The following is a 24,558-nucleotide window of genomic DNA, read 5'->3' as shown; positions in this document are numbered from 1 at the left end:
TTAAGAGAACGCCTGGATGCCGGTTTGCGCGCGGCCCAGGATCAAGGCGTGCACGTCGTGCGTGCCTTCGTAGGTGTTCACCACTTCCAGGTTGACCATGTGGCGGATCACGCCGAATTCGTCGGAAATGCCGTTGCCGCCGAGCATGTCACGCGCCATGCGGGCGATCTCCAGCGATTTGCCGCAGGAATTGCGCTTCATCATCGACGTGATTTCAACCGCCGCCGTGCCGGCGTCTTTCATGCGGCCCAGTTGCAAGCAGCCTTGCAGGCCGAGCGTGATCTCGGTTTGCATGTCGGCCAGTTTCTTTTGCACCAGTTGATTGGCGGCCAGCGGACGGCCGAACTGTTTGCGGTCGAGCACGTATTGGCGCGCGATGTGCCAGCACGCTTCGGCCGCGCCCAGCGCGCCCCAGGCGATGCCGTAACGGGCCGAATTCAGGCAGGTGAACGGGCCTTTCAAGCCGCGCACGTCGGGGAACGCGTTTTCTTCAGGGCAAAACACATTGTCCATGACGATTTCGCCGGTGACCGACGCGCGCAAGCCGAACTTGCCGTGGATCGCCGGCGCCGACAAGCCGGCCGCGCCTTTTTCGAGGATGAAGCCGCGGATCGCGCCGTCGTCGTCCTTGGCCCAGACGACGAAGACGTCGGCTACCGGCGAGTTGGTGATCCACATCTTGGCGCCCGACAAGGCGTAACCGCCCGGCACTTTCCTGGCGCGGGTGATCATCGAGCCCGGATCGGAACCGTGGTTCGGTTCGGTCAAGCCGAAGCAGCCTATCGATTCGCCGCTCGCCAGTTTCGGCAAGTATTTCTGGCGCTGGGCTTCGGAACCGAATTCATAAATCGGCACCATCACCAGCGACGATTGCACGCTCATCATCGAGCGGTAGCCGGAATCGACGCGCTCGACTTCGCGCGCGATCAAGCCGTAGCTGACGTAGTTCAGGCCGGAACCGCCGTATTCGGTCGGAATGGTGACGCCGAGTAAGCCCAGTTCGCCCATTTCGCGGAAGATGGTGGTGTCCATCTTTTCGTGGCGGAATGCTTCCAGCACCCGCGGTTGCAGCTTGTCCTGGCTATAGGCGTGGGCGGCGTCGCGCACCATGCGCTCATCGTCGCTCAGCTGGCTGGACAGTAACAGCGGATCGTCCCAGTGAAATTGTGTTTTGTTGGCCATGTCTCTCTACTCTCTACTTGTTCAATTGATGTTAATCCGCCGTGCTGACCATGGTTTCGGCGTGGTGATGGCGTTGTTGTTCTTCCATTACCATGTCGCCCAGCATACGCTTCAGACGGTTGAATTCCGGATCGCTCGGATCGCGCGGTCGCTCTAGTGTAATCGCTACGTCGCGTTTGATGGTGCCCGGGCGATACGTCATGACGATGGTGCGGTCGGCCAGGTAGATCGATTCCTCGATACTGTGCGTGACAAACACGATGGTGGTGCCGAACACTTTCCAGATTTTCAGCAACTCGTCTTGCAAGTTACGCCGGGTCAAGGCATCGAGCGCGCCGAAGGGCTCGTCCATCAGCATGATCGGCGAATCGAGCGCCAGCACGCGGGCGATCGCGACGCGCTGGCGCATGCCGCCCGACAAGTCTTTCGGAAAACGGTCGCGGAATTCCTGCAAGCCCAGCATGCCGAGCAGCATGTCGACGCGCTCCTTGATGTGCGGCGCGCTCTTGCCGGCGATTTCCAGGCCGAACGCGATATTGCGTTCGATATTCATCCATGGAAACAGCGCATATTCCTGGAACACCATGCCGCGGTCCGGTCCGGGCTGCGTGATCAGCTTGCTGTCGGCCAGGATACGGCCCGACGAGGGATGGGAAAAACCGGCGATGGCGTTCAGCAAGGTCGATTTGCCGCAGCCGGACGGGCCCAGCAGGCAAATGAATTCGCCGCTGGCGATGTCGAGATGGATATCCTTGAGCGCGACGACATCCTTGCCGCCGCTGGTGAACACTTTATTGACTGCATCGATATGTATGGTGGTCATGCTGCTTCCTGATCAATATTTTAATGTTCGAGACCGCGATGCCACTGCAGCAAGTGATTGTTCAGCGCATTCATGGCGATATCGATCGCCAGGCCGAAAAAGCCGATGGTGAACATGCCGGCGATAATTTTGTCTGACCAGAAATATTCACGGGCTTCCAGAATGCGGAAACCGAGGCCGTTATTGACGGCGATCATTTCCGCGACGATCACGACGATGAAGGCGGTACCCATGCCGATGCGGGCGCCGGCCAGGATGTAGGGCGTGGCGGCCGGCAAGATGACGCGACGGAACATGGTCATCTGGCTGGCGCCCAGGTTGCGCGCGGCGCGGATATAGATGCCGTCGACCTGGCGCACGCCGGCGATGGTGTTCATCAGCACGGGGAAGAAGGAACCGATGCTGATCAGGAAGAAGGCGGGTGGATTGCCGAGGCCAAACCACAGGATCGCCAGCGGAATATAGGCGATCGGCGGAATCGGCCGCAGGATTTGCACCAGCGGATCGAACAATTTGTAGATGGCCTGATTGGCGCCCATCAGCAAACCCAGCGGCAAGGCCAGGCCGGCGCCGATGGCAAAACCGCCCAGCACGCGCGACAGGCTGGCCCACGCGTCGTGCGGCAATTCGCCGGAAATCAGCCACAGCAGGTAGTTGCCGCTGTCCGGCTGGTACGCCTCCATCGGCGCGATGTATTCAAACCATTTGCGTATCACCGCCACCGGCGACGGCAAGATATGCGGATTGATCCAGCCGAAGGTGGACAGCGCTTGCCAGATAGCAAGCGCCACCAGCGGCACGATTGCGCCATGCAGGACGCGTTTCAGGAATGGCAGATTCATCGTGACGCTCGCTTATCAACGTGGTGCGTAGGATTTCTTGGCGGTTTCCAGCAAGTCCAGCTTGACCCAGTCCTTGGCGGCCGGCGGATTGGACATGCGGCCGACGCCATACTTGACCATGTAATCGGTGGTCAGCTGGACGTGGCTGATGGTGATGTCTTCGGTAAAGCTGGCGTTTTCCATGGCGTCGCGGTAATCCTCGGACGTCACCTGGTTCTTGAACATCGAGACACGCACGTAATTCTCGGCCAGTTTCGGATCGGCCAGGAATTGGCGGGTCGCGGCGACAAAACAATCCATGAACCGTTGTGCCACGTCGCGTTTTTCCTTGTACATTTTTTCCGACATCACCAGTGCGCGCACCGGTTCGCCCAGCGGGGTGTCGTATGGTTTCAGGATTTCATGGCCGTATTTCTTATGGATGGCCTGGGTCGAGTATGGCTCGGATTGGCTCATCGCATCAATTTCCTTGGTTAATAAAGCTTGATTTAAATCAGGATAACCCATGTAAATGATCAATACGTCCTTGCCCGGCTTGTCCGACCAGGTCAGCTTGTTTTTTGCCAATTCGGAAAACAGCAGGATTTCTTGCGGGCTGCCGCGGGTGACGCCGACTTTTTTACCTTTCAATTCGGAAATTTTGCTGAGGTTCAAGTCCGGGCGGCCGACGATGCGCACGCCGCCCTTGGCGAAACCGCCGACCAGATATACCGGCACGCCGCTGGCGCGGCCGGAAATGGCGGCTTCCAGCGCACTGGCGGAAACATCGATTTCACCGGCGATCATGGCCGGCACGATATCGAGGCCCTTGGCGAAGATGCGCTCTTCGATTTTCAGGTTGTACTTGGGTGCAATTTCCTTCATATACGCGACCGCGCCGTAATGGGCGAATTTAAGGTTTCCCAAGCGCACCACATCGGCGGCATGGGCGGCCAGCGGCAATTGCGCGGCCAGCGTCAGCGCGATGGTCATTACTTTGCTATTCAGGAAGGATTTGAAACGTGCAGACGAGGTCATTGTTTGTCTCCATCAAGGTCAGATTATTGGACGCATACTTTTTCACTACTTCTACGGTAGCTTTTCAGTATAAGAGCATCTTTCATGCCAATTGATGAATTCGTCAAGATTAAATATAAGTAGCTGTTTTTAAACAGATAGTTTCTTGTGATTGATCAAGGGAAATAATCGTCTTTCCGATTTTTCGCACAGTCATGCGGAATCAAGTCTGGAATTCCGCACAATGACGACGCCTCCACGATGGCTGGAACTAAGTTACGAATACGTACTCAAAGTTTTAAAAACGCAGGGCGGCTCTGCATTCCATCAATCTGGAATGCGGTGAACCCGGTATTTAATTCCGCTAAGTAAGCGCGGTACTGAGTGCGGTTAATCAGTGTTTATTGGGTTTTGGGCACAGGGTGTATCACTTCTCCCGGTTTTGGCGGCGGCAAAACGCCATCGGGAGTGGGCGGCCTGACCGCCTTGCCGGCGGCGCGCGCCAGCGTGTCGGCATCGGTGGGGCCCGGTGCGCTGACGACGGGAACGGGTTTATTGACCGGTTTGTCGCACGCCGCCACGTTCAGGCCCAGTATCGCGCTTGCTATCAGGAAAGGATATTTCATGGTGGCTCCTTGACGGTGGACTTATCACGATTGTAAGCCTCCTGAAATGGAATCGCTGTACGGGAACGCACGTTTTTTTAAGCCAGGCGAACTGAACAATTCTTATTTTATGTTCGTTGGCGCACAGACCGGGAAGCCGCAGGCTGGCATTCTGGCGTCAGATGTCTTGGATTAGCGGTCTCATAAGCTCAAACAGCATTAATGTTGCAACAATCCAAGCTACCGGAAAACGTTATAAAGGAGTATACAAATGCATGCAATGACCCAATCACACGCATCCGTAACGAGCGATATGAACGCAGCGCGCCAAGAACATCGTGCATCCAGCAAGGGTTCGGTGGCAATGGTAGAGCGCGCCGCGCCGATTCCGCCGGAACGTAAAAATCCTATTTCGATGGCGCCTATCGAGCGTGTCCGTTCCACTTCGGCAACGCTGCGTCGTATTGAAAACATGCAAAAGTTGATCGGTGAATTATCGCTGCACGAAATGCTGGCTGATGAAATCGCCTGGTTCCTGAAGTTTTCGCCGTCCGGCGCCCGCAAATACATCCGCGACCTGCGCGATGCCGGCGTGATCGAACTGGCGCGCTACATCGAAGGCACCGCCACCTACCTGGGCAAGGCTGTGTATCAATTGACGCCCGATCCGGAACGCGTGCGCGCCTTCCTGGCCGCCATCGTGCAACCAAAACGCGAAGGCGTCACGCCACGCAAGGACCGTCCGGGCCTGCGCGAGCAAAGCATGGCGGGCAGCGGTCGCCACTTCCACATCCTGGCCGACGATACCCATTATGCGATCCGCGTCAACCGCGGTCCGGTGATGCGCGATCCGCTGGTGGCGGCCTTGTTCGGTTCGGCGCCGTCGCAGCAAAAAAGCGAAAACACCTGAGCGGGTGGGCACGCCACGCGCCAAGCCACGTACCAGACCCCACGCAGTCTGGATGGCTGAATACAATCGCCGGGCATCGCCCGGCTTTTTTATTGCCCTCTATTGATTACTCTTTTTATTGCGCTTGTATGCTGGCCGCAATTGAAATGACAACAAGGAGCCCCATCTGGTTCGGGATTCCCGGCGCTTCGCGCCGCGGGCCGCCATATAAAGGAGTCTGTCCTTGTTCGCTCTTGCCTGTCGATGCAGTCGTGTCCACCGCCATCCTGTCACCGGGAGCGCCGCATGGACGCGCTGATCTTGCTGCTGGTGTCGGTGCTGGCCGTGGCTGTCGTGTTGTGGTGGCCGGGCTGGCGCTTGCAGCGGGCCTTGAAGCGGCCCTTGCCGGAAGTAGCGGTGCATATTCTGCAAAACAATATTCCAATCTATCAGCGCATGCCGCTTGAATTGCAGCAGCAATTGCAGCGCCTGATGGTGCAATTCCTATTCCAAAAGAAATTTGTCGGCTGCGACGGGCTGGAAGTCACCGATGAAATGCGCTACACCATCGCCGGCCAGGCGTGTCTGCTATTGCTGAACCGGCCGACCAAGGTCTATCCGGAATTGCATACCATCCTCGTGTATCCGACCGAATTTTTTGTGGAGCGCAATGAAGTCGGGCCGGGCGGGGTGGTGACGCCGATCGAAAACGGCATGCTGGGCGAATCCTGGGGCGATGGCCGTGTGATCCTGGCGTGGGACCATGTACAGCGCGGCGCCGCCGACTGGACCGATGGCCACAATGTGGTGTTGCATGAATTCGCGCATCAGCTCGACAGCGAATCGGGCGAACCGAACGGTGCGCCATTCCTCGCCACTGTATCGAGCTACCGCAGCTGGGCGCAAGTGCTGTCGCGCGATTTCGCCAATTTGCGCCATGACGCGATTTACCAGCAGCAAAGCGTGCTGGACCATTACGGCGCGACCAATCCGGCGGAATTCTTTGCGGTGGCGACGGAAACTTTCTTTGAGAAACCGTACCAGATGGCCGAACACCACGCGGCGCTGTATCAGGAATTCCAGAAATATTATCGGGTCGATCCGCGCGAGTGGCTGCCGCCTCCACCGCCGCCAGCGGTGGAGCAGCCGCCGAATTATGCTGCGCACTGGTGACATTCGATCAGCAAACCGGCCAGCCAAGGCTGTTGAATTGAGGCATAATGAATCTCATGGTCAACGTTTGATCCTGTGCGGGCAGGTCTGCCGCAAGCGAGGTCCGGCCCATGCAATTCGACGAATTCGAATTCTTTTCCAGCGATGCCGCGGCTGCCGCTCCGGCGCTGGCCGCAGAGCCCGCTTCGCCGCTGGTGCGGCTGCAATACCTGGTCGATAATACGCCGGCGATCATCTATTGCACCGTGCCCAGCGGCGACTTCAAGATGACCTTTGTCAGCCAGAACGCCTACCATGTGCTGGGTTACCGGCCGGAAGACATGGTTGCCGATCCCAATTTCTGGTTCGACCACATTCACCCGGACGATGCGCCGCAGATCTTTTCCAGCCTGGCGCTGGTATTTGTCGAAGGCCAGCGTGCCTATGAATACCGGTTTCGTACCAGCGACGGCACGTATTTGTGGATGCATGACACCTTGCGCCTGATCCGCGACGAACATGGCGCGCCGCTGGAAGTGATCGGCTCGCTGACCGACATCACCAGCCGCAAGGAAATGGAGCAGGCGCTGCATACCAAGGGCGAGGAACAGCAATTGCTGATTGCCCGGCTGCAAGAGGCGCATGAACAATTGCTGCAATCGGAAAAGATGGCGTCGATTGGCCAACTGGCGGCCGGCATTGCCCATGAAATCAATAATCCGGTTGGCTTCGTCAATTCCAATATGGGGTCGCTGGAAGCGTATGTGACGACCCTGTTCGGCGTCATCGAGCAATACGAACTGGCCGTCGCCCGGCATCCTGCCGCTACTGCCGCTGCGGCAACCATGGCGGCCATCCGCCAGCAAGCCGACCTGGCTTTCCTGAAAGAAGATGTCACCGAACTGGTGCGCGAATCGATGGATGGTTTGAAGCGGGTGCGCGATATCGTCCAGTCGCTGAAGGATTTTTCCCACGTCGGCGAAACCGAATGGCAAATTGCCGACCTGCATCACGGCCTGGAAAGCACGCTGCACATCGTCGCCAATGAAATCAAGTACAAGGCGACGGTTGAGAAACACTATGGTCAGTTGCCTCCAATCAAATGCCTGGCGTCGCAGCTGAATCAGGTATTCATGAACTTGCTGGTCAACGCCGGCCATGCGATCCAGGGCCAGGGCGTGATCAGCATCCGCACCGGCCATGACGACGGCTGGGTCTGGATCGAGATCGGCGACACCGGCGCCGGCATCGCGCCGCAGCACCTGAACCGCATCTTCGAGCCGTTTTTTACCACCAAGCCGGTCGGCAGCGGCACCGGGCTGGGCTTGTCGCTATCGTACGGCATCGTCAAGAAACACGGCGGCAGGATCGACGTGGCCACCGAGCTGGGCAAGGGCACGCGCTTCACGATACGTCTGCCGGTGCAGCCGCCGGGCAACGCTGTTGCCTGATATGCATTTATTGCATATTCATGCAATAAAAGATTCGTTTTTAGAATAACCATCCTGCGGTTTAATGCGATGCCCGCGCCCTACCATGGCGCCTGTCATCCATTACCCGGGAGTTTACATGCACCTTCGTTTTACATTCGTCGCCGCGCTGATCGCCGGCGCTGTGATCGCGCCGCTGTGCCATGCCGATCAATTGGCGGCCATCAAGGCCAAGGGAGAGTTGGTGTGCGGCACCTTGGGCACCGATGAACCGAATAGTTTTGTCGATCCGAAAACCCGCCAGATCGTCGGTTACGAAGTCGACCTGTGCTATGCGGTGGCGAAGACGCTGGGCGTCAAGCCGGTGATCAAGCAATTGGCGGTGGCCGCGCGCATCCCGGAATTGCAGCAGGGCCGGGTCGATATCCTGAGCGCGTCGCTGACCCATAACAAGGAACGCGAAGCGCTGGTCGATTTTTCGATTTCGACGTTTGTCACCGGGCAAAAAGTACTGGTCAAGAAAAGCAGCAATATCACCAGCCTGGCCGGCCTGACGGGAAAGAAAGTGCTGACCGTCAAGGGCGGCACGCAAGAACCGAATATCCGCAAGGCCGTGCCGGGTGTCGATGTGGTGACTTTTGAAACTGCCGTGCAGGGATTCCTGGCGCTGCAGCAAGGCAAGGGGGTCGCTTATGTCGACGATGAAGTGTCGCTGCTGAATAATTACGGCAAGCTGGGCGCGGCGCAAAAGGAGTATCTGGTGTTGCCGCAAAGCATAGGCGTCGAAGCGCTGGCGCTGGGCATCAAGAAGGGCGAAACCGGCTTGAAAGCCAGCATCGACGGCACCTTGCGCGCGCTGGAACAATCGGGCGACGCGGAAAAACTGTTCTTCAAATGGTATGGCCCGAGCAGCAATGTGAAATACGACAAGCGCAACTTCAAGCTCGATTCCGACAGGGCAGGAGCGTAAACCCATGCGCCGCCGTGTGAATGTACAGGGCGGCCGGGTGCTATATCATGGCGCATTTCGATCTTGCTCTTTTATTGTCCGGTAATTATCACGACTGGCTGATCGCCGGCTTGTTACTGTCGCTGCAATTGACAGTCGTCAGTTTCTCGCTGGCCTTGCCGCTGGCTTGTCTGCTGGCGCTGTTGCGGCTGGCGCCGTCGCGCGTGTTGAACGCCTGCGGGTTTGCCTATGTCGAGGCGATCCGCAATATTCCCTTGCTGGTGCATCTGCTGTTCTGGTATTTCGGCGCGCCCGAATTATTGCCGCAGCAATGGAAGGAGCGCTTGTACGAAGGCAATGTCGAATGCATCGCCGCCATCGTCGCGCTGACGCTGTACAGCGCCGCCTACATGGCGGAAGATATCCGCAGCGGCATCCGAGCCATTCCCAAGCAGCAATTCGAAGCGGGCCGCGCGCTGGGCTTCAGTTTTGTGGCGACCATGCGCTGCTTCATCTTGCCGCAGGCATTGCGCCTGAGCACGCCGCCGTTGATGTCGCAAACCCTGATTCTGTGGCAAAACACCAGCATCGCCACGGTGATCGGCGCCGCCGAATTGATTAACCAGGCGCAGCGGGTTGAAAGCGCGTCGTTCCGCAGCATCGAAGTGTTTGCCTTCGCCAGCGTCTGTTATCTGGGCGTATCGCTGGGCATCGCCGCCCTGGCATCGTGGAGCCAGCGCCACTGGCCGCGGGGGCAAAGCTGATGCTGCAATTGATACAGGATTACTGGATTTATTTCCTGATCGGCCAATACCCGGACGGTCCGCTGGGCGGCCTGGCGCTGACGGTCTGGCTGGCGGCGCTGGGGCTGTTGCTCAGCTTGCCGCTCGGCTTGCTGCTGGGGCTGGCCCGCGTCAGCCCTTGTCGCTGGCTGCGCTGGCCGGTGACGGTCCTGATGCACGTGGTGCGCGGCATCCCGTTATTGCTGGTGATTTTCTGGGCCTACTTTTTCTTGCCGGCCGTGACCGGCCATAAAACCGGGCAATTCACCACCATGCTGACGGCGCTGGTGATCTACGACGCCGTGTATCTGGCGGAAATCATTCGGGCCGGCATACTGGCTTTGCCGACAGGGCAGGCCGAGGCGTCGCGCGCGCTGGGTTTCGGCTATCTGCACACCATGCGTTTGATCGTGCTGCCGCAAGCGTTGCGTCATATGCTGCCGTCGATGATCAACCAGTTTGTGTCGACCATCAAGGAAACCTCGCTCGGCTACATCATCGGCTTGACCGAAGTGTCGTTCATCGCGACCCAGATCAACAGCCTGGTGCTGACCAAATCGACCGCAGTGTATTTCTTGCTCGGCTTGAGTTATTTCATCCTGTGTTTCGGCTTGTCGCGGCTGGCCTTTGCGCTGGAACGGCGCACAGCGAATAAAAACGAAACAAAAACCTCATGATCCAATTTAATAACGTCAATAAATATTACGGCGACTACCACGCACTGGTGAATGTCAGCGGCCACGTCGCCAAGGGCGAAGTGGTGGTGGTGTGCGGGCCGTCCGGTTCCGGCAAGTCGACCTTGATACGCACGGTGAACCGGCTGGAAGGCATCCATTCCGGACAGATCGACGTCGATGGCCGGGATATTCATGGACGCGGTCTCGACGTCAATGCATTCCGCTCGCATATCGGTTTTGTGTTCCAGCAATTCAATCTGTTCCCGCATTTGACGGTGCTGCAAAATTGCGCGCTGGCGCCGGCCCGGCTGCGCGGCTTGCCGCGCAAGGAAGCGGAACGGCGCGCGCTCGATTTGCTGGAGCGGGTCGGCCTGGTCCACAAGGCGCAGGCGCTGCCGTCGGCCTTGTCCGGCGGCCAGCAGCAGCGCGTGGCGATTGCCCGCGCGCTGGCGATGCAGCCGCCGCTGATGCTGTTCGATGAGCCGACCAGCGCGCTCGATCCGGAAATGGTTGGCGAAGTGCTATTGGTGATGCGCGACCTGGCGCGCGACGGCATGACGATGGTCTGCGTGACGCATGAAATGGGCTTTGCGCGCGAAGTGGCGGACCGGGTCTGGTTCATGGACCACGGCCAGGTGCTGGAGCGGGCCACGCCGGACCAGTTTTTCAACCGCCCGCAACATCCGCGCGCCCGGCAATTCCTGTCGGATATCCGCACGCCGTTTGCCGCAGGCGCTTGAACGCCGATTAAAAGTAGCCGCGCATCATGCAAAAGCCGGCCACCGCCATCAGCACGGTGACCGCGCCCAGCGCCGCCACCAGTTGCGCCAGGCGTTGCTGGCGTGGCGAGCGTTCAGCCGGCGGCGTGTCGGCCAGCCAGCGCAGTTTCACCATCACGGCCGCGGCGCCGGCCACAAACGCGCCACCCCACAGCATTTCGCCGGTGCTGCCGAGCACGAAGCCGCTGCGCATATCGTACAAGCCGATCAGCACCAGCAACAGCGGCCAGATCCAGGCATTTCTTTTCGGCGCGGAAGCGGGCTTATTTTGATCGGGTTGATTGCGGTTGCTGGATGGCGGCATGCTGTCATGTCTGGTGAGTGCTGGATGACCCATTATAGCAACTGCCTGATTCGTCCTTCGGCGGGTGGATCCGGATCGCCAGGCGCCCGCCGCTCTTGCTCTCGAAATCCTGCACTTGCTGGATCAGCCGCGCATCGAGGATATGTTCGGCCGCCAGCAGCATCAAGCCTTCGCGGCTCAGCAAGTCGCGCGACAGCACCATGCCCGGCACCAGTTGGCCCGACAGCGCGGCGACGTCATCGATTTCCTGCGCCGCATCGCCGTCGAGCAGGTGGCGGAACGCGGCCACCACCGCCGGATCGTAGCGCTTGCCGCTGCTGTCGTAGATCAGCGCCTTGGCTTCTTCCTGACGCAGCGGGCGCTTGACCATGGCGCCGTTTTGCAAGTTGTCGTAATCGGCGGCCAGCGCCAGGATGCGCGCGCCGAGCGGGATCGCCAGCCCGGCCAGGCCGGCCGGGAACCCGGCGCCGTCGAAACGTTCCAGTTGCGCCCGCAAGATGGCGGCGGCGCCGCGCAAGTCCTCCAGCGCCATCAGCAATTGTTCGGCGCGCAGCGGATGCTTGCGGAACAAGCCCAGTTCCTCGCCATTCATCAGCGTCACCGGCTTGGCCAGCAACTCGTCCGTCAAGCCGATCTTGCCGATGTCGAGCAGCAGCGCCGCGATGAAGATTTCCTGCACTTCCGGCGCCGGCAGCGCCATCTCGACGGCGATCTTGCGGGCCAGGTCGGCCACCCGGCGCGAATGGCCGCACAAATTGCCGCCGCGCATTTCTATCATCCCCGAAAACAGCTTGATGGTGGTGATGAAGTTCATCTTGAGCTTCACGTTGACCGCCTGCACTTCATCGTGGCTTCGTTTCAGTTGCAGGGTGCGCATCTCGACCTTCGCTTCCAGCGTCTGGTTGAGGGCTTTCAGCTCGTCGTTTTGCTGGCGCGTCAGCGCTTCCAGGCGTTGCTTGTCCTGTTCCAGCCCGCGCCGGACCAAGGCGTCGCGCACCGTCAGCAGCAAATCGTTGTCGTCCCACGGCTTGGTGATGTAGCGGTAGATTTCACCGCGGTTGATGGCGTCCAGTATCGACTGGATATCGGAATAGCCGGTCAGCAGCAGCCGCATCACGTCCGGCTGGCGCTGGCGTACTTCGGCCAGGAACCGGGCACCGTCCATTTCCGGCATGCGCATGTCGGAAATCACCAGGTCCACCGTTTCGCTGTCGAGCACGGCCAGTCCGGCCGCGCCGCTGTCGGCAGTCAGCACGCGGTAGCCGCGCGCGCGGAACAGCCGCCGCAGCGACGACAATATATTCGGTTCGTCGTCGACGCACAGCACGGTGGCTTGCGCCAGTTGTTGGTTGGATAGGCTCATGGCGGCGGGTCCTGTGACTGCGGTGTTGGCTGGCGTACCGGCAAGGTGATGCGGAAGGTGCTGCCGCGGCCGGGAAGGCTGTCGACCTCGATGCGGCCGCAGTGCTTTTGCACGATGCCGTAGGCCAGCGACAAGCCCAGGCCGGTGCCTTGGCCGACCGCCTTGGTGGTAAAAAAGGGATCGAAGATGCGCGACAGGTTTTCCGGCGCGATGCCGGCGCCGCTGTCCTGGATGCTGAGCCACACATGCTCGCGCCGCAGGTCGCAGCCGGTGGCGATGGTGATGGTGCCGCGCGGCCCGCTGATCGCGTGGGCCGCGTTGACGACCAGGTTCATGATGACCTGGTTCAGTTGCGACGGCAGGCATTCGATGTCGGGAATGTCGCCGTATTGCTTGACCAGCTCGGCCTTGTATTTGGTTTCATGGGCAACGATGTTCAGCGTTGAATCTATGCCCTGGTGCAAGTCGGCCCACACCCATTGCTGGCTGGCATCGACCCGTGAAAAATCCTTCAAGTCCTGCACGATGTGGCGCACCCGGGCGATGCCTTCCCTGGTTTCAAACATCAGCACCGGGATGTCGGCGCGCAGGAAATCCAGGTCGATCTGCGCGCGCCGCTGGCGCAGTTGTGCGGCGGCCGGGCCGGCCAGCGCCGCTTCGGCGTCCTGGTAGCTGGCCAGCATGTGGAACAAGTCGTCCAGATAGGTTTGCAGCGTGCCGACATTCGAGAAAATATAGCCGATCGGATTATTGATTTCATGCGCCACGCCGGCCGCCAGCTGGCCGATCGAGGCCAGTTTTTCCGCTTGCAGCAATTGTTGCTGGGCCATCGACAGGCGGGCGTTCAATTCTGTCAGGGCAAGGTTGCGGCTGCGCAATTCCGCCTCGGCCGCTTCGCGCTGGCGGATATCGTCTTCCAGCCGCTGGTTCGCTTCGGCCAGCTGGGCGGTGCGTTTTTCGACGATGAGTTCCAGGTTGTCGTTGGTGCGCCGCAGCGCGTTTTCGGCCACCCGCCGTTCGGTGACGTCGAGCATGGTTTCGATCGCGCCGACCAGCTTGCCGCTTTCATCGCGCAGCGGCGCGGCGGTGAAGTGCAGCCAATGGCCGCCGGCGCCGATGTTGGGAAAAAAATCCTCGGCTTCATAGGCGCCGGGGATCACGTCCGAACCGGCGTGGTTAGCCAGCGCGGTGTCGGCATCGACGATCAGGTCGCACAGCATCGGCTGGTGTTGTCCATAAAACGCCAGGCCGTGCTTGCGGGTGCCGATCATCTCGGCCGCATTCCAGCCCAGCAAGTGTTCGCACGCCTTGTTCCATTGCGTGATCATATGGTCGGTATCGATCGCGAAGGTGGCCACCGGGTGGCCGTCGAAGAATTCCGACAGGGCGATGGCCGCGGTTTTATGGGCGTTATCCTTCATGCGCCGACCAGGATCTGGCACATTTCCTGGAACCCCAGTTCGATGTCGCGCAATACTTGCAAGCAATCATCATCGCTGAGCGCGGCGCTGGTCCACGCTTGCCGCGACAGCGGCGGTACCAGGTCGTCTTCGATGCCGGACAAGTCCAGCGCGTGGGCCAGGATGTTGGCCAGGTGTACCGTCAGGGCCAGCGATGGCGAGCACGCGTCCGGGCCGGACAGATCGTGATGGCCGGCCACGGCGGCCTGTATCGCCAGTGGAAATTTCCAGTGCGCCGCCAGCGTGCTGCCGACCAGCGCGTGATCCAGCCCGAAGATGGCGCGTTCGGCTTCGGCCTCGCCGCAATCGTGGCTGCCGCGGTACAGTTCGGCCTGCCGGTACAGCGCCGGATAGCTGGTGACCAGCACCAGCGTGCCGAGGTCGTGCAGCAAGCCGGCGGTGAAGGCCGTTTCGGGATTTTGGCGCAGGTGCGGCGCCAGCGCGCGCGCCGCCACCGCCGTGCCGACCGCATGGCGCCAAAAGGCCTCGAAGTCGAAGCGGCTGCCCGGCGCGGGCTGGAAACTGCCGGTAATCGAACAGGCGGTCACCAGCGTGCGAATGCTGTGGAAACCGAGTACCGTGATGGCTTGCTGGATGCTAGTGACTTGCGACTGCATGCCGTAAAACGAGGAATTCGCCAAGCGCAAGGTTTTCGCCGTCAAAGCCTGGTCCAGCGTGATTTTGTCGGCCAGCAAGTGCGTGTCGATATCTTCTTGCTCCATACTCGACAGCAATTCCGTGACCACGGCCGGCAGCGACGGCAAGTCCTGGATGCGGGCGATCACATCTTGCAAGTCTATCCCGGGCATGGTCAACGATGCTCCTGACAAGTGTTGCGGTAGTTGCGCAGCAATTGCAGCAGCAGGCCGGAGGCGTCGTCGTCGCGGTCTGCGCCACCACTGGCGGCAATGCTGTGGCGGAACAGGCGTTCCAGGCGCTGCATGTGGTATTGCCGGCGCAAGCGCAGCGCGGCCTCGTCTTGCGGCGGCTCCCGTTCGGCCACGCAGCACACTTCGATGCCGCGCCGCAGCAGCGACTGGATATTGCTGTCGCTTAAAGTGGCGCCGGCCGGCAGCAAGATGCCGCCGCCGCTGTCGTGCAGCGGACCGGCCAGCACCATGCCGGCGCGGGCCTGGCTCATGTCGATCAACACGGCGCCGCTCATGGCGGACTTTCGCAACGGTTGAGGACGAGCAAGCTGCCGCGCGATGCGGAATGTTCGCCCATCGCATGCACTTCGATGCGGTAGCGGCGGCCGTCGATATCGGCGATGTCGTCGCGATGCATCAGCTTGGGCAGCACCAGGCTGGCCTGGTAGCCGAGCAATGGCGGGCCGTGGCGGAATACGCTGTCGGCGGCGCTGTTGGTGAAGGCGATCATGCCGTCCTCATCCATGCCGATCACCGGCAGCGGCAGCAATTGCAGCAATTCGCGCGCAATGCTGAGGCTGATCTCGTCGCGCTGGATTTGCTGCTGCTTTTGTTGCAGCAACTCTTCCATCTTGCGGTTGGCGAGCGCCAGCTCCAGGTTGGTGCGGCGTAACTCCTGGTTCAGGCGCTGATTCTCATCGGAAATTTCTTTCAGGCGGAACGCTTCGGCTATGTGGCCACGCAATAAATCGTCTTCCCACGGCTTGGTCAGGAATTTGTAGATCGCGCCTTCATTGACGGCGTCGGTCACCGATTGCAGCTCGGTGTAGCCGGACAGCATGATGCGTATCGTATCGGGATACAACAGTTTGGCTTTGCGCAAAAAATCGACGCCTATCATGCCGGGCATGCGCTGGTCCGACACGATCACATCGATACTTTCGCTGGCGAGCAAGTCCAGGCCTTGCTGGCCATTGGTCGCGGAAAAAATCCGGTAACCGTCGCGGCGCAGCAAACGTTTCAGCGCGGACACGATATTCGGCTCATCGTCGACCAGCAGCAACTGGCGCTTTTGCAAGCGCGGCAGCGGCGTCGTCCCGGGCGTTTCGGCTGAGTGCGTCTGGTGCGGATACATCGAGCGTTCCCTTCTTTGCAGAGGTCATGGCTACGGTTTGCGCAATTTATTATACGGCGAAAGCCGCATGTTTTCTTGCTGTTGGAACATTTTTTCGATTGCTGGCCGTGTGTGCGCAAGCGTACGGATTTCAGCCCGCGCAAGGTGCAAGCTTGTAATCGGGGAGCAGAGCGTCCCGGCTATCGTCACCATGGAGAAAAACATCATGTCACGCATACTCGCAGGCCATTTTCAGTTGCAGGATCAAATCGCCGAGGCGCGCGCGGCGCTGGTGCAAGCCGGTTTTCCGGACAGCCAGATCAGCGCGTTTTACGTCAACCAGCCGGGCCAGCATGATTTGCATGAATTGGGCGGCGACCGCGCTGCATCTCCTGGCGCCAAGGAAACCCCGCAAGGCATTAGCCAGGGCGTGGCGGTCGGCGGCGCCGTCGGTGCGGCGGTCGGCGCCGCGACAGTGCTGGCGACGGGGCCGATCGGGCCGGTGGTCGGTGCGCTGGTCGGGGCGCACGTCGGTTCGCTGTATAGCTTCAACAGCATGAAAGAACGCGGCGAGGCCGAGCAGGGCGGCGAAAACCGGGCCGCGCCGCGCAAGGCCGGCATGCTGATCGCCGTCGCCCTGCACGGCGCGGCCGACCGCCAGCGGGCGCTCGACGTGCTGCACCAGCTGGGCGCCGAGCATATCGAGGAAGCCCAGGGCACCATCGCCAACGGCGACTGGAGCGACTTCAATCCCTTGACCACGCCGGTGCTGGTGGCTTGAACGCGCTGCGCTGCTTGCCTTGCGCCGCTGTGTCACAAATTCAACGTTGCCGAAAAATGCCCTCCTTGCATGGCATTTTTCGGTATGATTACCTGGATATTAAATAAATTCATACCGCCAACAGGCGCCCGCTATTCCAGCAACGGCGCTCATCGCACGCTAACGAGTAGACACAGGGGGCGCGGTCATGACACAAGCATGGGTAATCCTCACCAGGCCGGATGGCCGCGAAGTGAGTGCGCCTAGCGAAGCGCAATTGGCGGCGGCGCTGGCCGAAGTGTATCAAGGCGCGGCGCAAGGGGCGGATCGGCTGCCCGCATCGGCGCTGTTGCGTTTTGGTTACGACGACGGCTTGATGTACCAGCTGGAAGTGGCCGATGGCGGCGCCGTCACGTTCGAGGAATGGTCGGACCGCGACTGCGAAATCGCGCTGGCCAGTCCGCGCCACATGCAGGCGCTGAGCCAGCAAGCCGCGTTGCAGCTATGGACTTGGCTGGCGCAGCGGCAGGTGGCCAAGATCCGCGGCCAGCCTTGGGCTTCCGAGGATGAGAGCGCCTGACACAACGTCCATCGCGGCGTTGCCTTGCCCTCAAGGTTTTCTCCGGCGCTCTTTTTAATGGCTCATCAGTACCGGGATCGTCATTTTCTGCAACACCGTATGCGTAGCGCCGCCGAGTATCGTTTCGCGCAGCCGCGAATGGCCGTAAGCGCCCATCACCATCACATCCGCCGCCACGTCGGCCGCCAGCGATAGCAGGATGTCGCCGACGTCGCCGCGCCGCCTGGCGACCTGGTGCAGCGTCAGCCGGCTGGCCACGCCATGCCGCTGCAGGTAGCGCACGATGTCGGCGCCCGGTTGTTCGCCATGCTCGTGGGCATGATGTTGCGGGTCGATCACCGTCACATGCACGGCGCCGGCCCGTTGCAGCAGGGGCAGGGCGGCGCTGACGGCGCGGCTGGCTTCCTTGCTGGCATTCCATGAAACCAGGATGTTACGGGCCGCGTGCACCGGCGCCAGGTCGGCTGCCGGCGCCGCGTAGGGCACGATCAGCACCGGCCGTCCGGCATGCAGCAATACGTGGCCGGGAAAATCGCTCATCACCGATCGCGACGGCTGTTGCGGGTTGAATTGGCCGATCACCACCAGGTCGGCGTAGCGCGCCAGCGAACTGATGCCGCCGCCCGCTTCGTCATCGACCACGCGCTGCTCGAACGACAGCAAGCCGGTGGCCGCAGCCCGTTCGCCGAAGCCGGCCAGCGCGCGGCTGGCGCGCTGGCGCAGCAAGTCCAGGTGTAATTCCAGGTTCGGGTCTTCGCCTTCGCCGAGGCCGTTTTGATATAGCAGCCGCGATACGCCGGTCAGCGCCACGCCCAGTAAATGGCCGCCGCACGCGTGGGCGATGCCGGCCGCGATGGCGCTGCGTTCCAGGCTGCGCTCACTTTCATCCAGGTGCACCAGTACGTTTTTGTAGGACATGGCCAAACCTCCTGCGATTTCCTGCGTGAGGTTCATTTTGGCATACTCGCGGCGCTGGTCCGCGCACGATTTGATCGTTGCCAGCAATCGCAGCCTTTGATTTTGCTCAATGTCGTTTATCGACGTAGCTCATAGACTGGTTTCTTGCAGTTAAAAAAATAGAAACCAAAAAAACAGGAGACGAAGATGAACGACAAGAAAGTGGCATTGGTAACCGGCGGCATGGGTGGTTTAGGTACGGCAATTTGTCAAAAATTGCATGCGGCGGGTTTTCAAGTGGTAACGACGTATTCGCCCGGCAACGATCGCTTCCAGCACTGGATCGAAGAACAAAAAGACGCGGGTTTTCGTTTCACGGCTTACCAGACCGATGCGGCCGATTTCGATTCCTGCGCGGCGGCGGTGGAGCGCGTGCTGACCGACCTGGGACGGGTCGATGTGCTGGTCAATAATGCCGGCATCACGCGCGACCAAAGCATGCGCAAGATGGAACTGGGACATTGGTCGGCGGTGATGGCGGCCAACCTGGACAGCCTGTTCAATATGAGCAAGCAAGTGCTGGAACCGATGCTGGCCCGCAAGTGGGGCCGCATCATTAATATTTCGTCGGTAAACGCGCAAAAAGGTGCGTTTGGTCAATGTAATTATGCGGCGGCCAAGGCCGGCATGCATGGTTTTACCAAGTCGCTGGCGCTGGAAGTGGCGCGCCATGGCGTGACGGTCAACACCGTTTCTCCCGGGTATCTGCGCACCAAGATGGTGACGGCGGTGCCGGCCGATATCATGGAAAGCAAGATCTTGCCGCAAATTCCGATGGGCAGGCTGGGCGAACCGGAGGAAGTGGCGGCGCTGGTCGCTTACCTGGCGTCGGAAGAAGCCGCATTCGTGACCGGTGCTAATATTGCGATTAATGGCGGCCAGCACATGAGCTGAGCATGATTTGTGGAGGAGACCAGGTGCGCGAGGCTGGACAAAGAGCCGGCCCGCCGCCTGTAGCAGGAGCGGTGGAAAGGGGTAGTCCCGCAAATCGGGTCCAGTCGGCTGGCGCCTTATTTGCGGGCCTTTTCTATGCGGGTCTGGCAGTTGATGCAAAAACGCGCCTCCGGTTTTGCTTCCAGGCGCGACCAGCCGATTTCCTCGCCGCAGCTTTCACAGATACCATAACTGCCATCGGCAACCTTGGCCAGCGCATATTTAACGGTGCGTAATTGCGCCGCATTGTGTTCCGCCGCTTCGTTGACCAATTCGTTCAGGGTGCGCACGCTGGCATTGTCGGCGGGCGACGCTTCGATTTCATGCGCCATCGCCGCGCGCAAGTCCGCCTCGGCGGTATCGATCGCCATCTGGCCGAGCAAGGATGCCTTGCGCTGTTCCAGCATGTGTTGCAAGCGCTGGCGCTGGGCTGGTTCCAGTCCGTTCATTCGCAATTGATCATCCACGGCACGCCGAACTGGTCGGTCAGGGTGCCGAACTTGCGCGCCCAAAAGGTTTTTTCCAGCGCCATGGTGGTCTTGCCGCGTTCCGCCAGCGTATTGAACAGACGTTCGGCTTCTGCCGGGTCGTCCAGGTGGATCGAGATGCTGCATCCCTGGATGGCACTGGCGGCGCCGGTTTCCGCGCACATCGTATCGGAACCCATCAGCGTGGTGTTGCCGATCTTGATCGAGCCGTGCATGATTTTGTCTTTCCAGTCGCCCTCGACCTGATCTTCGGCCGGGCTGCCGCGAAAGGGCATCAAAGTTAATTCCTGGCCACCCAGGTGCTGCCGGTAATACGTGAAAGCCTGGGCGCAATTGCCGTTAAATTGCAGATAGGGGTTGATATCCATGAATGTCTCCTCAATGTCTTTTGAAATCGCGGCATTGCTTGCACGACCAGGCCAGGCTATACGGCGCACGCACCCATTTGATAGCGGCGCTCAGGAACAGTGTAGGTAACTGCGGCGCGAATGCAAAGGCCAAGTGATGGTTTGCTTGCGCGCCGTCTGCTGTGCCGCATTCAGCCCGGATTCAGCTCGATGAGGGGGGAACTTGCTGGAGATCCTGTAACTGACTTTTGACGTCCTTGAAGGTGCTGGCCACTTTGTCCAGTTTGCCGCCGACGATGGCGCCGGCCAGTTCCAGCAAACTCGTGCCGATGCCAAGCAAATCCCTGGCCTTGTCGAGTTTCGCGATTTTGATCCTGGCTGCCTCGGCCAGTTTCAGCACGCTGTCTTGCGATACCTGCAGCCCGGCGATGGCGTGGATGGCGGCGTCCAGGTGCAATGTCATCGCTTGCTGGCGCAAGCCCACTTCGATGTCGAATAATTGCTGCGCTTCTTGCTGGCTGATGCCGTTGCCGTGGTCGGCGGCACGTTTCCTGAGCGCGCGCACCAGCTGGCCATGCAGCGCATCGGCCAGCAGGGACAAGCCGTCGGCCAATTGTTCTATCTGCGCAGCATTGGCCAGCGCTGCCGTCGGTTTCACCATGGCCGTCTCCCGGGTTAATAAGCCTGATAGGCGGCGCTGTCGAGCGCCGCGCGGCTGTTGCGGATGTTGGCGCCGGCCCGGTTCAGCGCCGTTTGCGCCGTCGCGCCGGACAGTTGCCCCAGCTGGTCCAGCAATTGCCGGTGGCCTTGCGCAATCGTATCGAGATTCTTTTCGGCCAGCCTGATGCGCCGCGTAATCAGGCTGTATTCGGTGTGCTTGTCTTGCGCCTGGGTCCTGGCCAGCGCGGCCAGCAAACTGTCTTTCGGCGCATCGGCAAATGGAATGTTGACGTCGAAAAATCCCTGCACGATTTTCTTTTCTTCCTGGTTGCTCTTGTCATACATGCGCAGCAGCACGGTCATGGCATCGAGCAGTTGCTGCACCGGTTCGCCGCCTTCGCCGGCCATGTCGTGTACCGCCCGTTGCTGGTAGGACGCGCTTGCCAGCCGGCCCAGCAAACGGCCCAGGTCGGCATAGGCGGTGACATGGCGCTGGTTCAAGCCGCTGTCCGGCCAGGCTTTGATCGAAGCAGCGAGATCCTTGACCTGGCGCGAAAAATCGTACTGGTCGCCGCCAGCCAGTTTGCCCAGCGTTTGCATGTACAGCACCACGCTTTTCTGGATATGGAGAAAATCGTCGGCGGCGGCGCGGCGGCTGGCATCGAGCACCCGTTCCCGGCTGTCGGCGGCGGGCGACAGGTACGCTTGCTCGCGCTGGTAAGTGTTGCGGTAGCGCGTCGTCAACTCCGAGAATGCGCCCAGCCTGGCCGATTCGGCGGCGAAATCGCGGACTTCGTGCAACGGTTTCGGATGGCTGGCGCAGCCGGCCAGCATCAGTGTCAATATCAGTGACAATACTGGCGATGCCATCAAATGCAAGGATTGCATGGGTCCTTTCAGCGACAGCGGAATGCGTCGCAAAAGGTATTGTTGCTGTAGGGGACGGTGGATGTCTTGCGAAAACGCAAGGCGATGCTCAGCCTGCCGACATCTCGCGCCAGCCCAGGCCGGCCACGGTCTGGCCCAGCGGCCGGTATTCGCAGCCGACCCAGCCCTGGTAGCCGATCCGGTCGAGCAATCCGAACAGGTGGCGGAAATTGATTTCACCGCTGCCCGGTTCATGGCGGCCCGGCGTATCGGCCAGCTGTATATGGCGTATCAGCGGCAGCAGCGTACCGATGGTATTGCTTAACTCGCCTTCCATGCGCTGCATATGATAAATGTCGTATTGCAGGAAGACATTGTCGCGCTGGCAATCGGCGATGATGCCGGCCGCTTGCCGGCTGTGGTTCAGGAAATAGCCCGGCATGTCGTAGTGGTTGATCGGTTCGATCAGCACATCGATGCCATGCGGCCGGCACTGGTCGGCGGCGTATTGCAGGTTGACGATCAGCGTCGCGCGCGCCTGTTCCAGCGGCAGGTCCGGCGGCACGATGCCTGACATGCAATGCAATTGCCTCACGCCCAGTGCCAGCGCGTACCTCAGCGCCTGCTGCACGCCGTGCTGGAATTCATCGCCGCGGCGCGGGTCGCAGGCAATGCCGCGTTCGCCATTGATCCAGTCGCCGGGCGGCATATTGAACAGCACCAGTTGCATGGCGTGCCGTTGCAGCCGTTCGGCCAGTTGCTCCGGCTGGTAAGGATAGGGAAACAGCAATTCGACGGCGTCAAAACCGGCTGCCCTGGCGGCGCCAAAGCGGTCCAGGAAGTCCAGTTCGGTGAACAGCATCGAAATATTGGCGGCAAAGCGTGGCATCGGCATCAAAATAAGGGGAGCAGGCAGCCTGCCATGCTAAACCAGATTGCCGCACGCCGGTATAAAAAAACAGCGCCAGATCCGCGAGGATGCTGGCGCTGTTTCTCCATGACACTAAAGCTCAATACGGCTTAACGGCCACGGCCGCCCGAACGGTGCTGGGCTGCCGAACGCGGGGCGCTGCGGCCACCGCCGCCATTGCCACCACCACCATTGCCGCCGCTGCGCGGTTTGGCGCCGCCGCCGGTCTTGACGCGCACGACGGTGCCGGCCGGCCGCGGATTGCGATGGCCGCCGGTGCCGCTGCGCAATTGCACAGGCTGGGCGCGGGCGTTCAAGTCTGGCTCGAAGCCAGGAATGACGGCGCGCGGCAAGGTTTGCTTGATCAGCTTTTCGATGTCTTTCAACATTTCGTGTTCATCCACGCAGACCAGCGATACCGCTTCGCCGGTGGCGCCGGCGCGGCCGGTGCGGCCGATACGGTGTACATAGTCTTCCGGAATGTTCGGCAAGTCGTAGTTGACGACGTGCGGCAACTGGTCGATATCGATACCGCGCGCGGCGATGTCGGTGGCGACCAGCACTTGCAGCGTGCCATCCTTGAATTCGGACAATGCGCGGGTACGCGCCGACTGGCTCTTGTTGCCGTGGATCGCCAGCGCGCCGATGCCGTCCGCGCCGAGTTGCTCGACCAGCTTGTTGGCGCCGTGCTTGGTGCGGGTGAACACCAGCACCTGGGTCCAGTTGTTCGACTTGATCAGGTACGACAGCATCGGGTGTTTCTTGTCGCGGTCGACCGGATGGATTTTTTGCGCGATGACTTCGACGGTCGAATTGCGGCGCGCCACTTCGATCATTGCCGGCTTGTTCAGCAAGCCGTCGGCCAGCGCCTTGATTTCTTCCGAGAAAGTTGCCGAGAACAGCAGGTTTTGCCGTTTCGGCGGCAATACCGCCAAGACTTTCTTGATGTCGCGGATGAAGCCCATGTCCAGCATGCGGTCGGCTTCGTCGAGGATCAGGATTTCGATGTGCGACAGGTCGACGGTGTTCTGGCCCATGTGGTCCAGCAAGCGTCCCGGGGTCGCCACCAGGATGTCGACGCCGTGCTTCAATTGCTTGATTTGCGGGTTGATGCCGACGCCGCCGAAGATCACGGCCGAGTTCAGCTTGGTGTATTTGCCGTAGGCGCGCACGCTTTCCTCGACCTGCGCTGCGAGTTCGCGCGTCGGGGTCAGGATCAGCGCGCGGATCGGGCGGGTCGAGGTATTGCTGGTGATCGCGCTACCTTTTGCGTCGGTCGACAGGCGGTGCAGGATCGGCAGCGTGAAACCGGCGGTCTTGCCGGTGCCGGTTTGCGCGCCGGCCAGCAAGTCGCCGCCAGCCAGCACGGCGGGAATTGCTTGTGTCTGGATCGGTGTCGGGACGGTGTAGCCGTGTTCGGTAACTGCACGTACGATAGCGTCGGACAATCCGAGAGTGGAAAAGGACATGGTAACTTTATTGTGAGATCGGCCTGTCGCCATACAAGGCGCCAGTCGCAGGCAATCAGATTAGAGGTCGAAAGACAGCGGCAAGGGGACTGGACATAGCTGCCGCACGGGCGAAGTATAACAGTGTTACGGCCGGCAACGTAATTTGTTTCAGTCACGCGGCGCGGCCGGCCTGGACACTTGCCTGGCGGTCATCGGCGCTCCAGGAACCTATCCCAGTAGATGAATACGCCCTGTTCTGGCGCTCCTCAGTAGCGGGGACTGCGTTGATCGTCGTCGCGTGGCGCGCCACGCGTCCTCCTCACGCCTGGTCCGCGCTCCCGATGCGCGGCCAGCAGAAGACGCTCACGACTGGGATAGGTTCTAAAACG

At 60.5% G+C, this 24,558-nt stretch carries 28 protein-coding genes; 10 read left to right on the top strand and 18 right to left on the bottom strand.

Going from position 1 to position 24,558, the window contains the following annotated elements:
* The 5 genes from GJA_RS17225 to GJA_RS17205 form a co-directional block, all read right to left on the bottom strand.
* Positions 1-1,182 carry an acyl-CoA dehydrogenase gene (locus tag GJA_RS17225; protein ID WP_038494560.1) on the bottom strand — a complete coding sequence of 394 codons (1,182 nt, stop codon included), beginning with the start codon at positions 1,180-1,182 and terminating at the stop codon, positions 1-3.
* A 31-nt stretch (positions 1,183-1,213) separates the two neighbouring features.
* Positions 1,214-2,005, bottom strand: coding sequence for an ABC transporter ATP-binding protein (locus GJA_RS17220; RefSeq protein ID WP_038494557.1), 792 nt, complete (start codon positions 2,003-2,005; stop codon positions 1,214-1,216).
* 20 nt (positions 2,006-2,025) lie between these two features.
* Positions 2,026-2,847, bottom strand: coding sequence for an ABC transporter permease (locus GJA_RS17215; protein WP_038494554.1), 822 nt, complete (start codon positions 2,845-2,847; stop codon positions 2,026-2,028).
* 15 nt (positions 2,848-2,862) lie between these two features.
* Positions 2,863-3,864, bottom strand: a complete 1,002-nt coding sequence (locus GJA_RS17210) for an ABC transporter substrate-binding protein (protein WP_038494551.1) — start codon at positions 3,862-3,864, stop codon at positions 2,863-2,865.
* Positions 3,865-4,244: 380 nt separating this feature from the next.
* On the bottom strand, positions 4,245-4,469 hold the full coding sequence (locus tag GJA_RS17205) for a hypothetical protein (RefSeq protein WP_038494547.1): 225 nt from the start codon (positions 4,467-4,469) through the stop codon (positions 4,245-4,247).
* A gap of 292 nt (positions 4,470-4,761) precedes the next feature.
* Here GJA_RS17205 and GJA_RS17200 point away from each other — a divergent pair, with 292 nt between their 5' ends.
* From GJA_RS17200 to GJA_RS17170, 7 genes are all read left to right on the top strand, one after another.
* Positions 4,762-5,358 carry a winged helix-turn-helix domain-containing protein gene (locus GJA_RS17200; protein WP_038494545.1) on the top strand — a complete coding sequence of 199 codons (597 nt, stop codon included), beginning with the start codon at positions 4,762-4,764 and terminating at the stop codon, positions 5,356-5,358.
* 285 nt (positions 5,359-5,643) lie between these two features.
* The gene (locus tag GJA_RS17195; protein ID WP_038494542.1) at positions 5,644-6,510 is read left to right on the top strand and encodes a M90 family metallopeptidase; all 867 of its coding nucleotides are present in this window, start codon (positions 5,644-5,646) and stop codon (positions 6,508-6,510) included.
* 110 nt (positions 6,511-6,620) lie between these two features.
* A complete protein-coding gene (locus GJA_RS17190) occupies positions 6,621-7,940 on the top strand; it encodes an ATP-binding protein (RefSeq protein ID WP_038494539.1) in 1,320 nt (439 codons plus the stop codon).
* Between the two features lie 118 nt (positions 7,941-8,058).
* The gene (locus GJA_RS17185) at positions 8,059-8,889 is read left to right on the top strand and encodes an ABC transporter substrate-binding protein (protein ID WP_038494537.1); all 831 of its coding nucleotides are present in this window, start codon (positions 8,059-8,061) and stop codon (positions 8,887-8,889) included.
* Between the two features lie 47 nt (positions 8,890-8,936).
* Positions 8,937-9,632 (top strand): amino acid ABC transporter permease, encoded by a 696-nt coding sequence (locus tag GJA_RS17180; protein WP_038500221.1) that lies wholly within the window; start codon positions 8,937-8,939, stop codon positions 9,630-9,632.
* Positions 9,632-10,327 (top strand): amino acid ABC transporter permease, encoded by a 696-nt coding sequence (locus GJA_RS17175; protein WP_038494533.1) that lies wholly within the window; start codon positions 9,632-9,634, stop codon positions 10,325-10,327. Before GJA_RS17180 ends, GJA_RS17175 begins: the two co-directional genes overlap by 1 nt.
* Positions 10,324-11,067 carry an amino acid ABC transporter ATP-binding protein gene (locus GJA_RS17170; RefSeq protein WP_038494530.1) on the top strand — a complete coding sequence of 248 codons (744 nt, stop codon included), beginning with the start codon at positions 10,324-10,326 and terminating at the stop codon, positions 11,065-11,067. Before GJA_RS17175 ends, GJA_RS17170 begins: the two co-directional genes overlap by 4 nt.
* A 7-nt stretch (positions 11,068-11,074) precedes the next feature.
* Here GJA_RS17170 and GJA_RS17165 read toward each other — a convergent pair whose 3' ends face one another.
* From GJA_RS17165 to GJA_RS17140, 6 genes are read right to left on the bottom strand one after another with little or no spacing between them, the layout of a single operon-like run.
* Positions 11,075-11,410, bottom strand: coding sequence for a hypothetical protein (locus GJA_RS17165; protein WP_038494527.1), 336 nt, complete (start codon positions 11,408-11,410; stop codon positions 11,075-11,077).
* Positions 11,411-11,414: 4 nt separating this feature from the next.
* The gene (nosR, locus tag GJA_RS17160; protein WP_051781022.1) at positions 11,415-12,773 is read right to left on the bottom strand and encodes a response regulator c-di-GMP phosphodiesterase, NosR family; all 1,359 of its coding nucleotides are present in this window, start codon (positions 12,771-12,773) and stop codon (positions 11,415-11,417) included.
* Positions 12,770-14,194, bottom strand: coding sequence for an ATP-binding protein (locus tag GJA_RS17155; protein WP_038494524.1), 1,425 nt, complete (start codon positions 14,192-14,194; stop codon positions 12,770-12,772). Before GJA_RS17155 ends, nosR begins: the two co-directional genes overlap by 4 nt.
* Positions 14,191-15,042 carry an HDOD domain-containing protein gene (locus tag GJA_RS17150; RefSeq protein ID WP_038494521.1) on the bottom strand — a complete coding sequence of 284 codons (852 nt, stop codon included), beginning with the start codon at positions 15,040-15,042 and terminating at the stop codon, positions 14,191-14,193. The genes GJA_RS17155 and GJA_RS17150 overlap by 4 nt, the downstream gene beginning before the upstream one ends.
* Positions 15,043-15,044: 2 nt before the next feature.
* Positions 15,045-15,398, bottom strand: a complete 354-nt coding sequence (locus GJA_RS17145; RefSeq protein WP_038494518.1) for a hypothetical protein — start codon at positions 15,396-15,398, stop codon at positions 15,045-15,047.
* Positions 15,395-16,237: a response regulator gene (locus GJA_RS17140; RefSeq protein ID WP_174525999.1), complete on the bottom strand. Its 843-nt coding sequence runs from the start codon at positions 16,235-16,237 to the stop codon at positions 15,395-15,397. The genes GJA_RS17145 and GJA_RS17140 overlap by 4 nt, the downstream gene beginning before the upstream one ends.
* A 205-nt stretch (positions 16,238-16,442) precedes the next feature.
* Here GJA_RS17140 and GJA_RS17135 point away from each other — a divergent pair, with 205 nt between their 5' ends.
* Complete coding sequence (locus GJA_RS17135) at positions 16,443-16,997, top strand: glycine zipper domain-containing protein (RefSeq protein WP_038494515.1); 555 nt, start codon at positions 16,443-16,445, stop codon at positions 16,995-16,997.
* Between the two features lie 187 nt (positions 16,998-17,184).
* Positions 17,185-17,556 carry a hypothetical protein gene (locus tag GJA_RS17130; RefSeq protein ID WP_038494513.1) on the top strand — a complete coding sequence of 124 codons (372 nt, stop codon included), beginning with the start codon at positions 17,185-17,187 and terminating at the stop codon, positions 17,554-17,556.
* Between the two features lie 54 nt (positions 17,557-17,610).
* Here GJA_RS17130 and GJA_RS17125 read toward each other — a convergent pair whose 3' ends face one another.
* Positions 17,611-18,474: a universal stress protein gene (locus GJA_RS17125; RefSeq protein WP_038500213.1), complete on the bottom strand. Its 864-nt coding sequence runs from the start codon at positions 18,472-18,474 to the stop codon at positions 17,611-17,613.
* A gap of 186 nt (positions 18,475-18,660) precedes the next feature.
* Between GJA_RS17125 and phbB the strand changes: the two genes are divergently transcribed.
* On the top strand, positions 18,661-19,407 hold the full coding sequence (gene phbB, locus GJA_RS17120) for an acetoacetyl-CoA reductase (protein ID WP_038494510.1): 747 nt from the start codon (positions 18,661-18,663) through the stop codon (positions 19,405-19,407).
* 116 nt (positions 19,408-19,523) lie between these two features.
* Here the strand turns inward: phbB and GJA_RS17115 are convergent, their stop codons facing one another.
* The 6 genes from GJA_RS17115 to GJA_RS17090 form a co-directional block, all read right to left on the bottom strand.
* Positions 19,524-19,895 carry a TraR/DksA family transcriptional regulator gene (locus GJA_RS17115; protein ID WP_038494507.1) on the bottom strand — a complete coding sequence of 124 codons (372 nt, stop codon included), beginning with the start codon at positions 19,893-19,895 and terminating at the stop codon, positions 19,524-19,526.
* Positions 19,892-20,302: a VOC family protein gene (locus tag GJA_RS17110; protein WP_038494504.1), complete on the bottom strand. Its 411-nt coding sequence runs from the start codon at positions 20,300-20,302 to the stop codon at positions 19,892-19,894. Before GJA_RS17110 ends, GJA_RS17115 begins: the two co-directional genes overlap by 4 nt.
* Positions 20,303-20,483: 181 nt before the next feature.
* Positions 20,484-20,942, bottom strand: coding sequence for a hypothetical protein (locus GJA_RS17105; protein ID WP_051781020.1), 459 nt, complete (start codon positions 20,940-20,942; stop codon positions 20,484-20,486).
* Positions 20,943-20,956: 14 nt separating this feature from the next.
* Positions 20,957-21,829 (bottom strand): hypothetical protein, encoded by an 873-nt coding sequence (locus GJA_RS17100; protein WP_174526000.1) that lies wholly within the window; start codon positions 21,827-21,829, stop codon positions 20,957-20,959.
* An 88-nt stretch (positions 21,830-21,917) separates the two neighbouring features.
* Positions 21,918-22,697, bottom strand: a complete 780-nt coding sequence (otnI, locus tag GJA_RS17095) for a 2-oxo-tetronate isomerase (protein ID WP_038500208.1) — start codon at positions 22,695-22,697, stop codon at positions 21,918-21,920.
* Between the two features lie 131 nt (positions 22,698-22,828).
* Positions 22,829-24,187: a DEAD/DEAH box helicase gene (locus tag GJA_RS17090; protein WP_038494501.1), complete on the bottom strand. Its 1,359-nt coding sequence runs from the start codon at positions 24,185-24,187 to the stop codon at positions 22,829-22,831.
* Positions 24,188-24,558 lie beyond the last annotated feature (371 nt).

Source organism: Janthinobacterium agaricidamnosum NBRC 102515 = DSM 9628, assembly GCF_000723165.1.
Classification (GTDB): domain Bacteria; phylum Pseudomonadota; class Gammaproteobacteria; order Burkholderiales; family Burkholderiaceae_D; genus Janthinobacterium; species Janthinobacterium agaricidamnosum.
The sequence above is the reverse complement of the archived record's forward strand: the minus strand, read 5'-3'. Positions and strand labels throughout refer to the sequence as shown.

Excerpts from the sequence above, each read along its gene's own strand:
- GJA_RS17135 (WP_038494515.1), top strand. The coding sequence starts at position 16,443 with ATGTCACGCATACTCGCAGGCCATTTTCAGTTGCAGGATCAAATCGCC.
- GJA_RS17165 (WP_038494527.1), bottom strand. The coding sequence starts at position 11,410 with ATGCCGCCATCCAGCAACCGCAATCAACCCGATCAAAATAAGCCCGCT.
- GJA_RS17175 (WP_038494533.1), top strand. The coding sequence starts at position 9,632 with ATGCTGCAATTGATACAGGATTACTGGATTTATTTCCTGATCGGCCAA.
- GJA_RS17210 (WP_038494551.1), bottom strand. The coding sequence starts at position 3,864 with ATGACCTCGTCTGCACGTTTCAAATCCTTCCTGAATAGCAAAGTAATG.
- GJA_RS17150 (WP_038494521.1), bottom strand. The coding sequence starts at position 15,042 with ATGCCCGGGATAGACTTGCAAGATGTGATCGCCCGCATCCAGGACTTG.
- nosR (WP_051781022.1), bottom strand. The coding sequence starts at position 12,773 with ATGAGCCTATCCAACCAACAACTGGCGCAAGCCACCGTGCTGTGCGTC.
- GJA_RS17140 (WP_174525999.1), bottom strand. The coding sequence starts at position 16,237 with ATGTATCCGCACCAGACGCACTCAGCCGAAACGCCCGGGACGACGCCG.
- GJA_RS17115 (WP_038494507.1), bottom strand. The coding sequence starts at position 19,895 with ATGAACGGACTGGAACCAGCCCAGCGCCAGCGCTTGCAACACATGCTG.
- GJA_RS17190 (WP_038494539.1), top strand. The coding sequence starts at position 6,621 with ATGCAATTCGACGAATTCGAATTCTTTTCCAGCGATGCCGCGGCTGCC.
- GJA_RS17125 (WP_038500213.1), bottom strand. The coding sequence starts at position 18,474 with ATGTCCTACAAAAACGTACTGGTGCACCTGGATGAAAGTGAGCGCAGC.
- GJA_RS17205 (WP_038494547.1), bottom strand. The coding sequence starts at position 4,469 with ATGAAATATCCTTTCCTGATAGCAAGCGCGATACTGGGCCTGAACGTG.
- GJA_RS17130 (WP_038494513.1), top strand. The coding sequence starts at position 17,185 with ATGACACAAGCATGGGTAATCCTCACCAGGCCGGATGGCCGCGAAGTG.
- GJA_RS17170 (WP_038494530.1), top strand. The coding sequence starts at position 10,324 with ATGATCCAATTTAATAACGTCAATAAATATTACGGCGACTACCACGCA.
- GJA_RS17185 (WP_038494537.1), top strand. The coding sequence starts at position 8,059 with ATGCACCTTCGTTTTACATTCGTCGCCGCGCTGATCGCCGGCGCTGTG.
- phbB (WP_038494510.1), top strand. The coding sequence starts at position 18,661 with ATGAACGACAAGAAAGTGGCATTGGTAACCGGCGGCATGGGTGGTTTA.
- GJA_RS17090 (WP_038494501.1), bottom strand. The coding sequence starts at position 24,187 with ATGTCCTTTTCCACTCTCGGATTGTCCGACGCTATCGTACGTGCAGTT.
- GJA_RS17220 (WP_038494557.1), bottom strand. The coding sequence starts at position 2,005 with ATGACCACCATACATATCGATGCAGTCAATAAAGTGTTCACCAGCGGC.
- GJA_RS17155 (WP_038494524.1), bottom strand. The coding sequence starts at position 14,194 with ATGAAGGATAACGCCCATAAAACCGCGGCCATCGCCCTGTCGGAATTC.
- otnI (WP_038500208.1), bottom strand. The coding sequence starts at position 22,697 with ATGCCACGCTTTGCCGCCAATATTTCGATGCTGTTCACCGAACTGGAC.
- GJA_RS17200 (WP_038494545.1), top strand. The coding sequence starts at position 4,762 with ATGAACGCAGCGCGCCAAGAACATCGTGCATCCAGCAAGGGTTCGGTG.
- GJA_RS17145 (WP_038494518.1), bottom strand. The coding sequence starts at position 15,398 with ATGAGCGGCGCCGTGTTGATCGACATGAGCCAGGCCCGCGCCGGCATG.
- GJA_RS17225 (WP_038494560.1), bottom strand. The coding sequence starts at position 1,182 with ATGGCCAACAAAACACAATTTCACTGGGACGATCCGCTGTTACTGTCC.
- GJA_RS17110 (WP_038494504.1), bottom strand. The coding sequence starts at position 20,302 with ATGGATATCAACCCCTATCTGCAATTTAACGGCAATTGCGCCCAGGCT.
- GJA_RS17105 (WP_051781020.1), bottom strand. The coding sequence starts at position 20,942 with ATGGTGAAACCGACGGCAGCGCTGGCCAATGCTGCGCAGATAGAACAA.
- GJA_RS17180 (WP_038500221.1), top strand. The coding sequence starts at position 8,937 with ATGGCGCATTTCGATCTTGCTCTTTTATTGTCCGGTAATTATCACGAC.
- GJA_RS17100 (WP_174526000.1), bottom strand. The coding sequence starts at position 21,829 with ATGCAATCCTTGCATTTGATGGCATCGCCAGTATTGTCACTGATATTG.
- GJA_RS17215 (WP_038494554.1), bottom strand. The coding sequence starts at position 2,847 with ATGAATCTGCCATTCCTGAAACGCGTCCTGCATGGCGCAATCGTGCCG.
- GJA_RS17195 (WP_038494542.1), top strand. The coding sequence starts at position 5,644 with ATGGACGCGCTGATCTTGCTGCTGGTGTCGGTGCTGGCCGTGGCTGTC.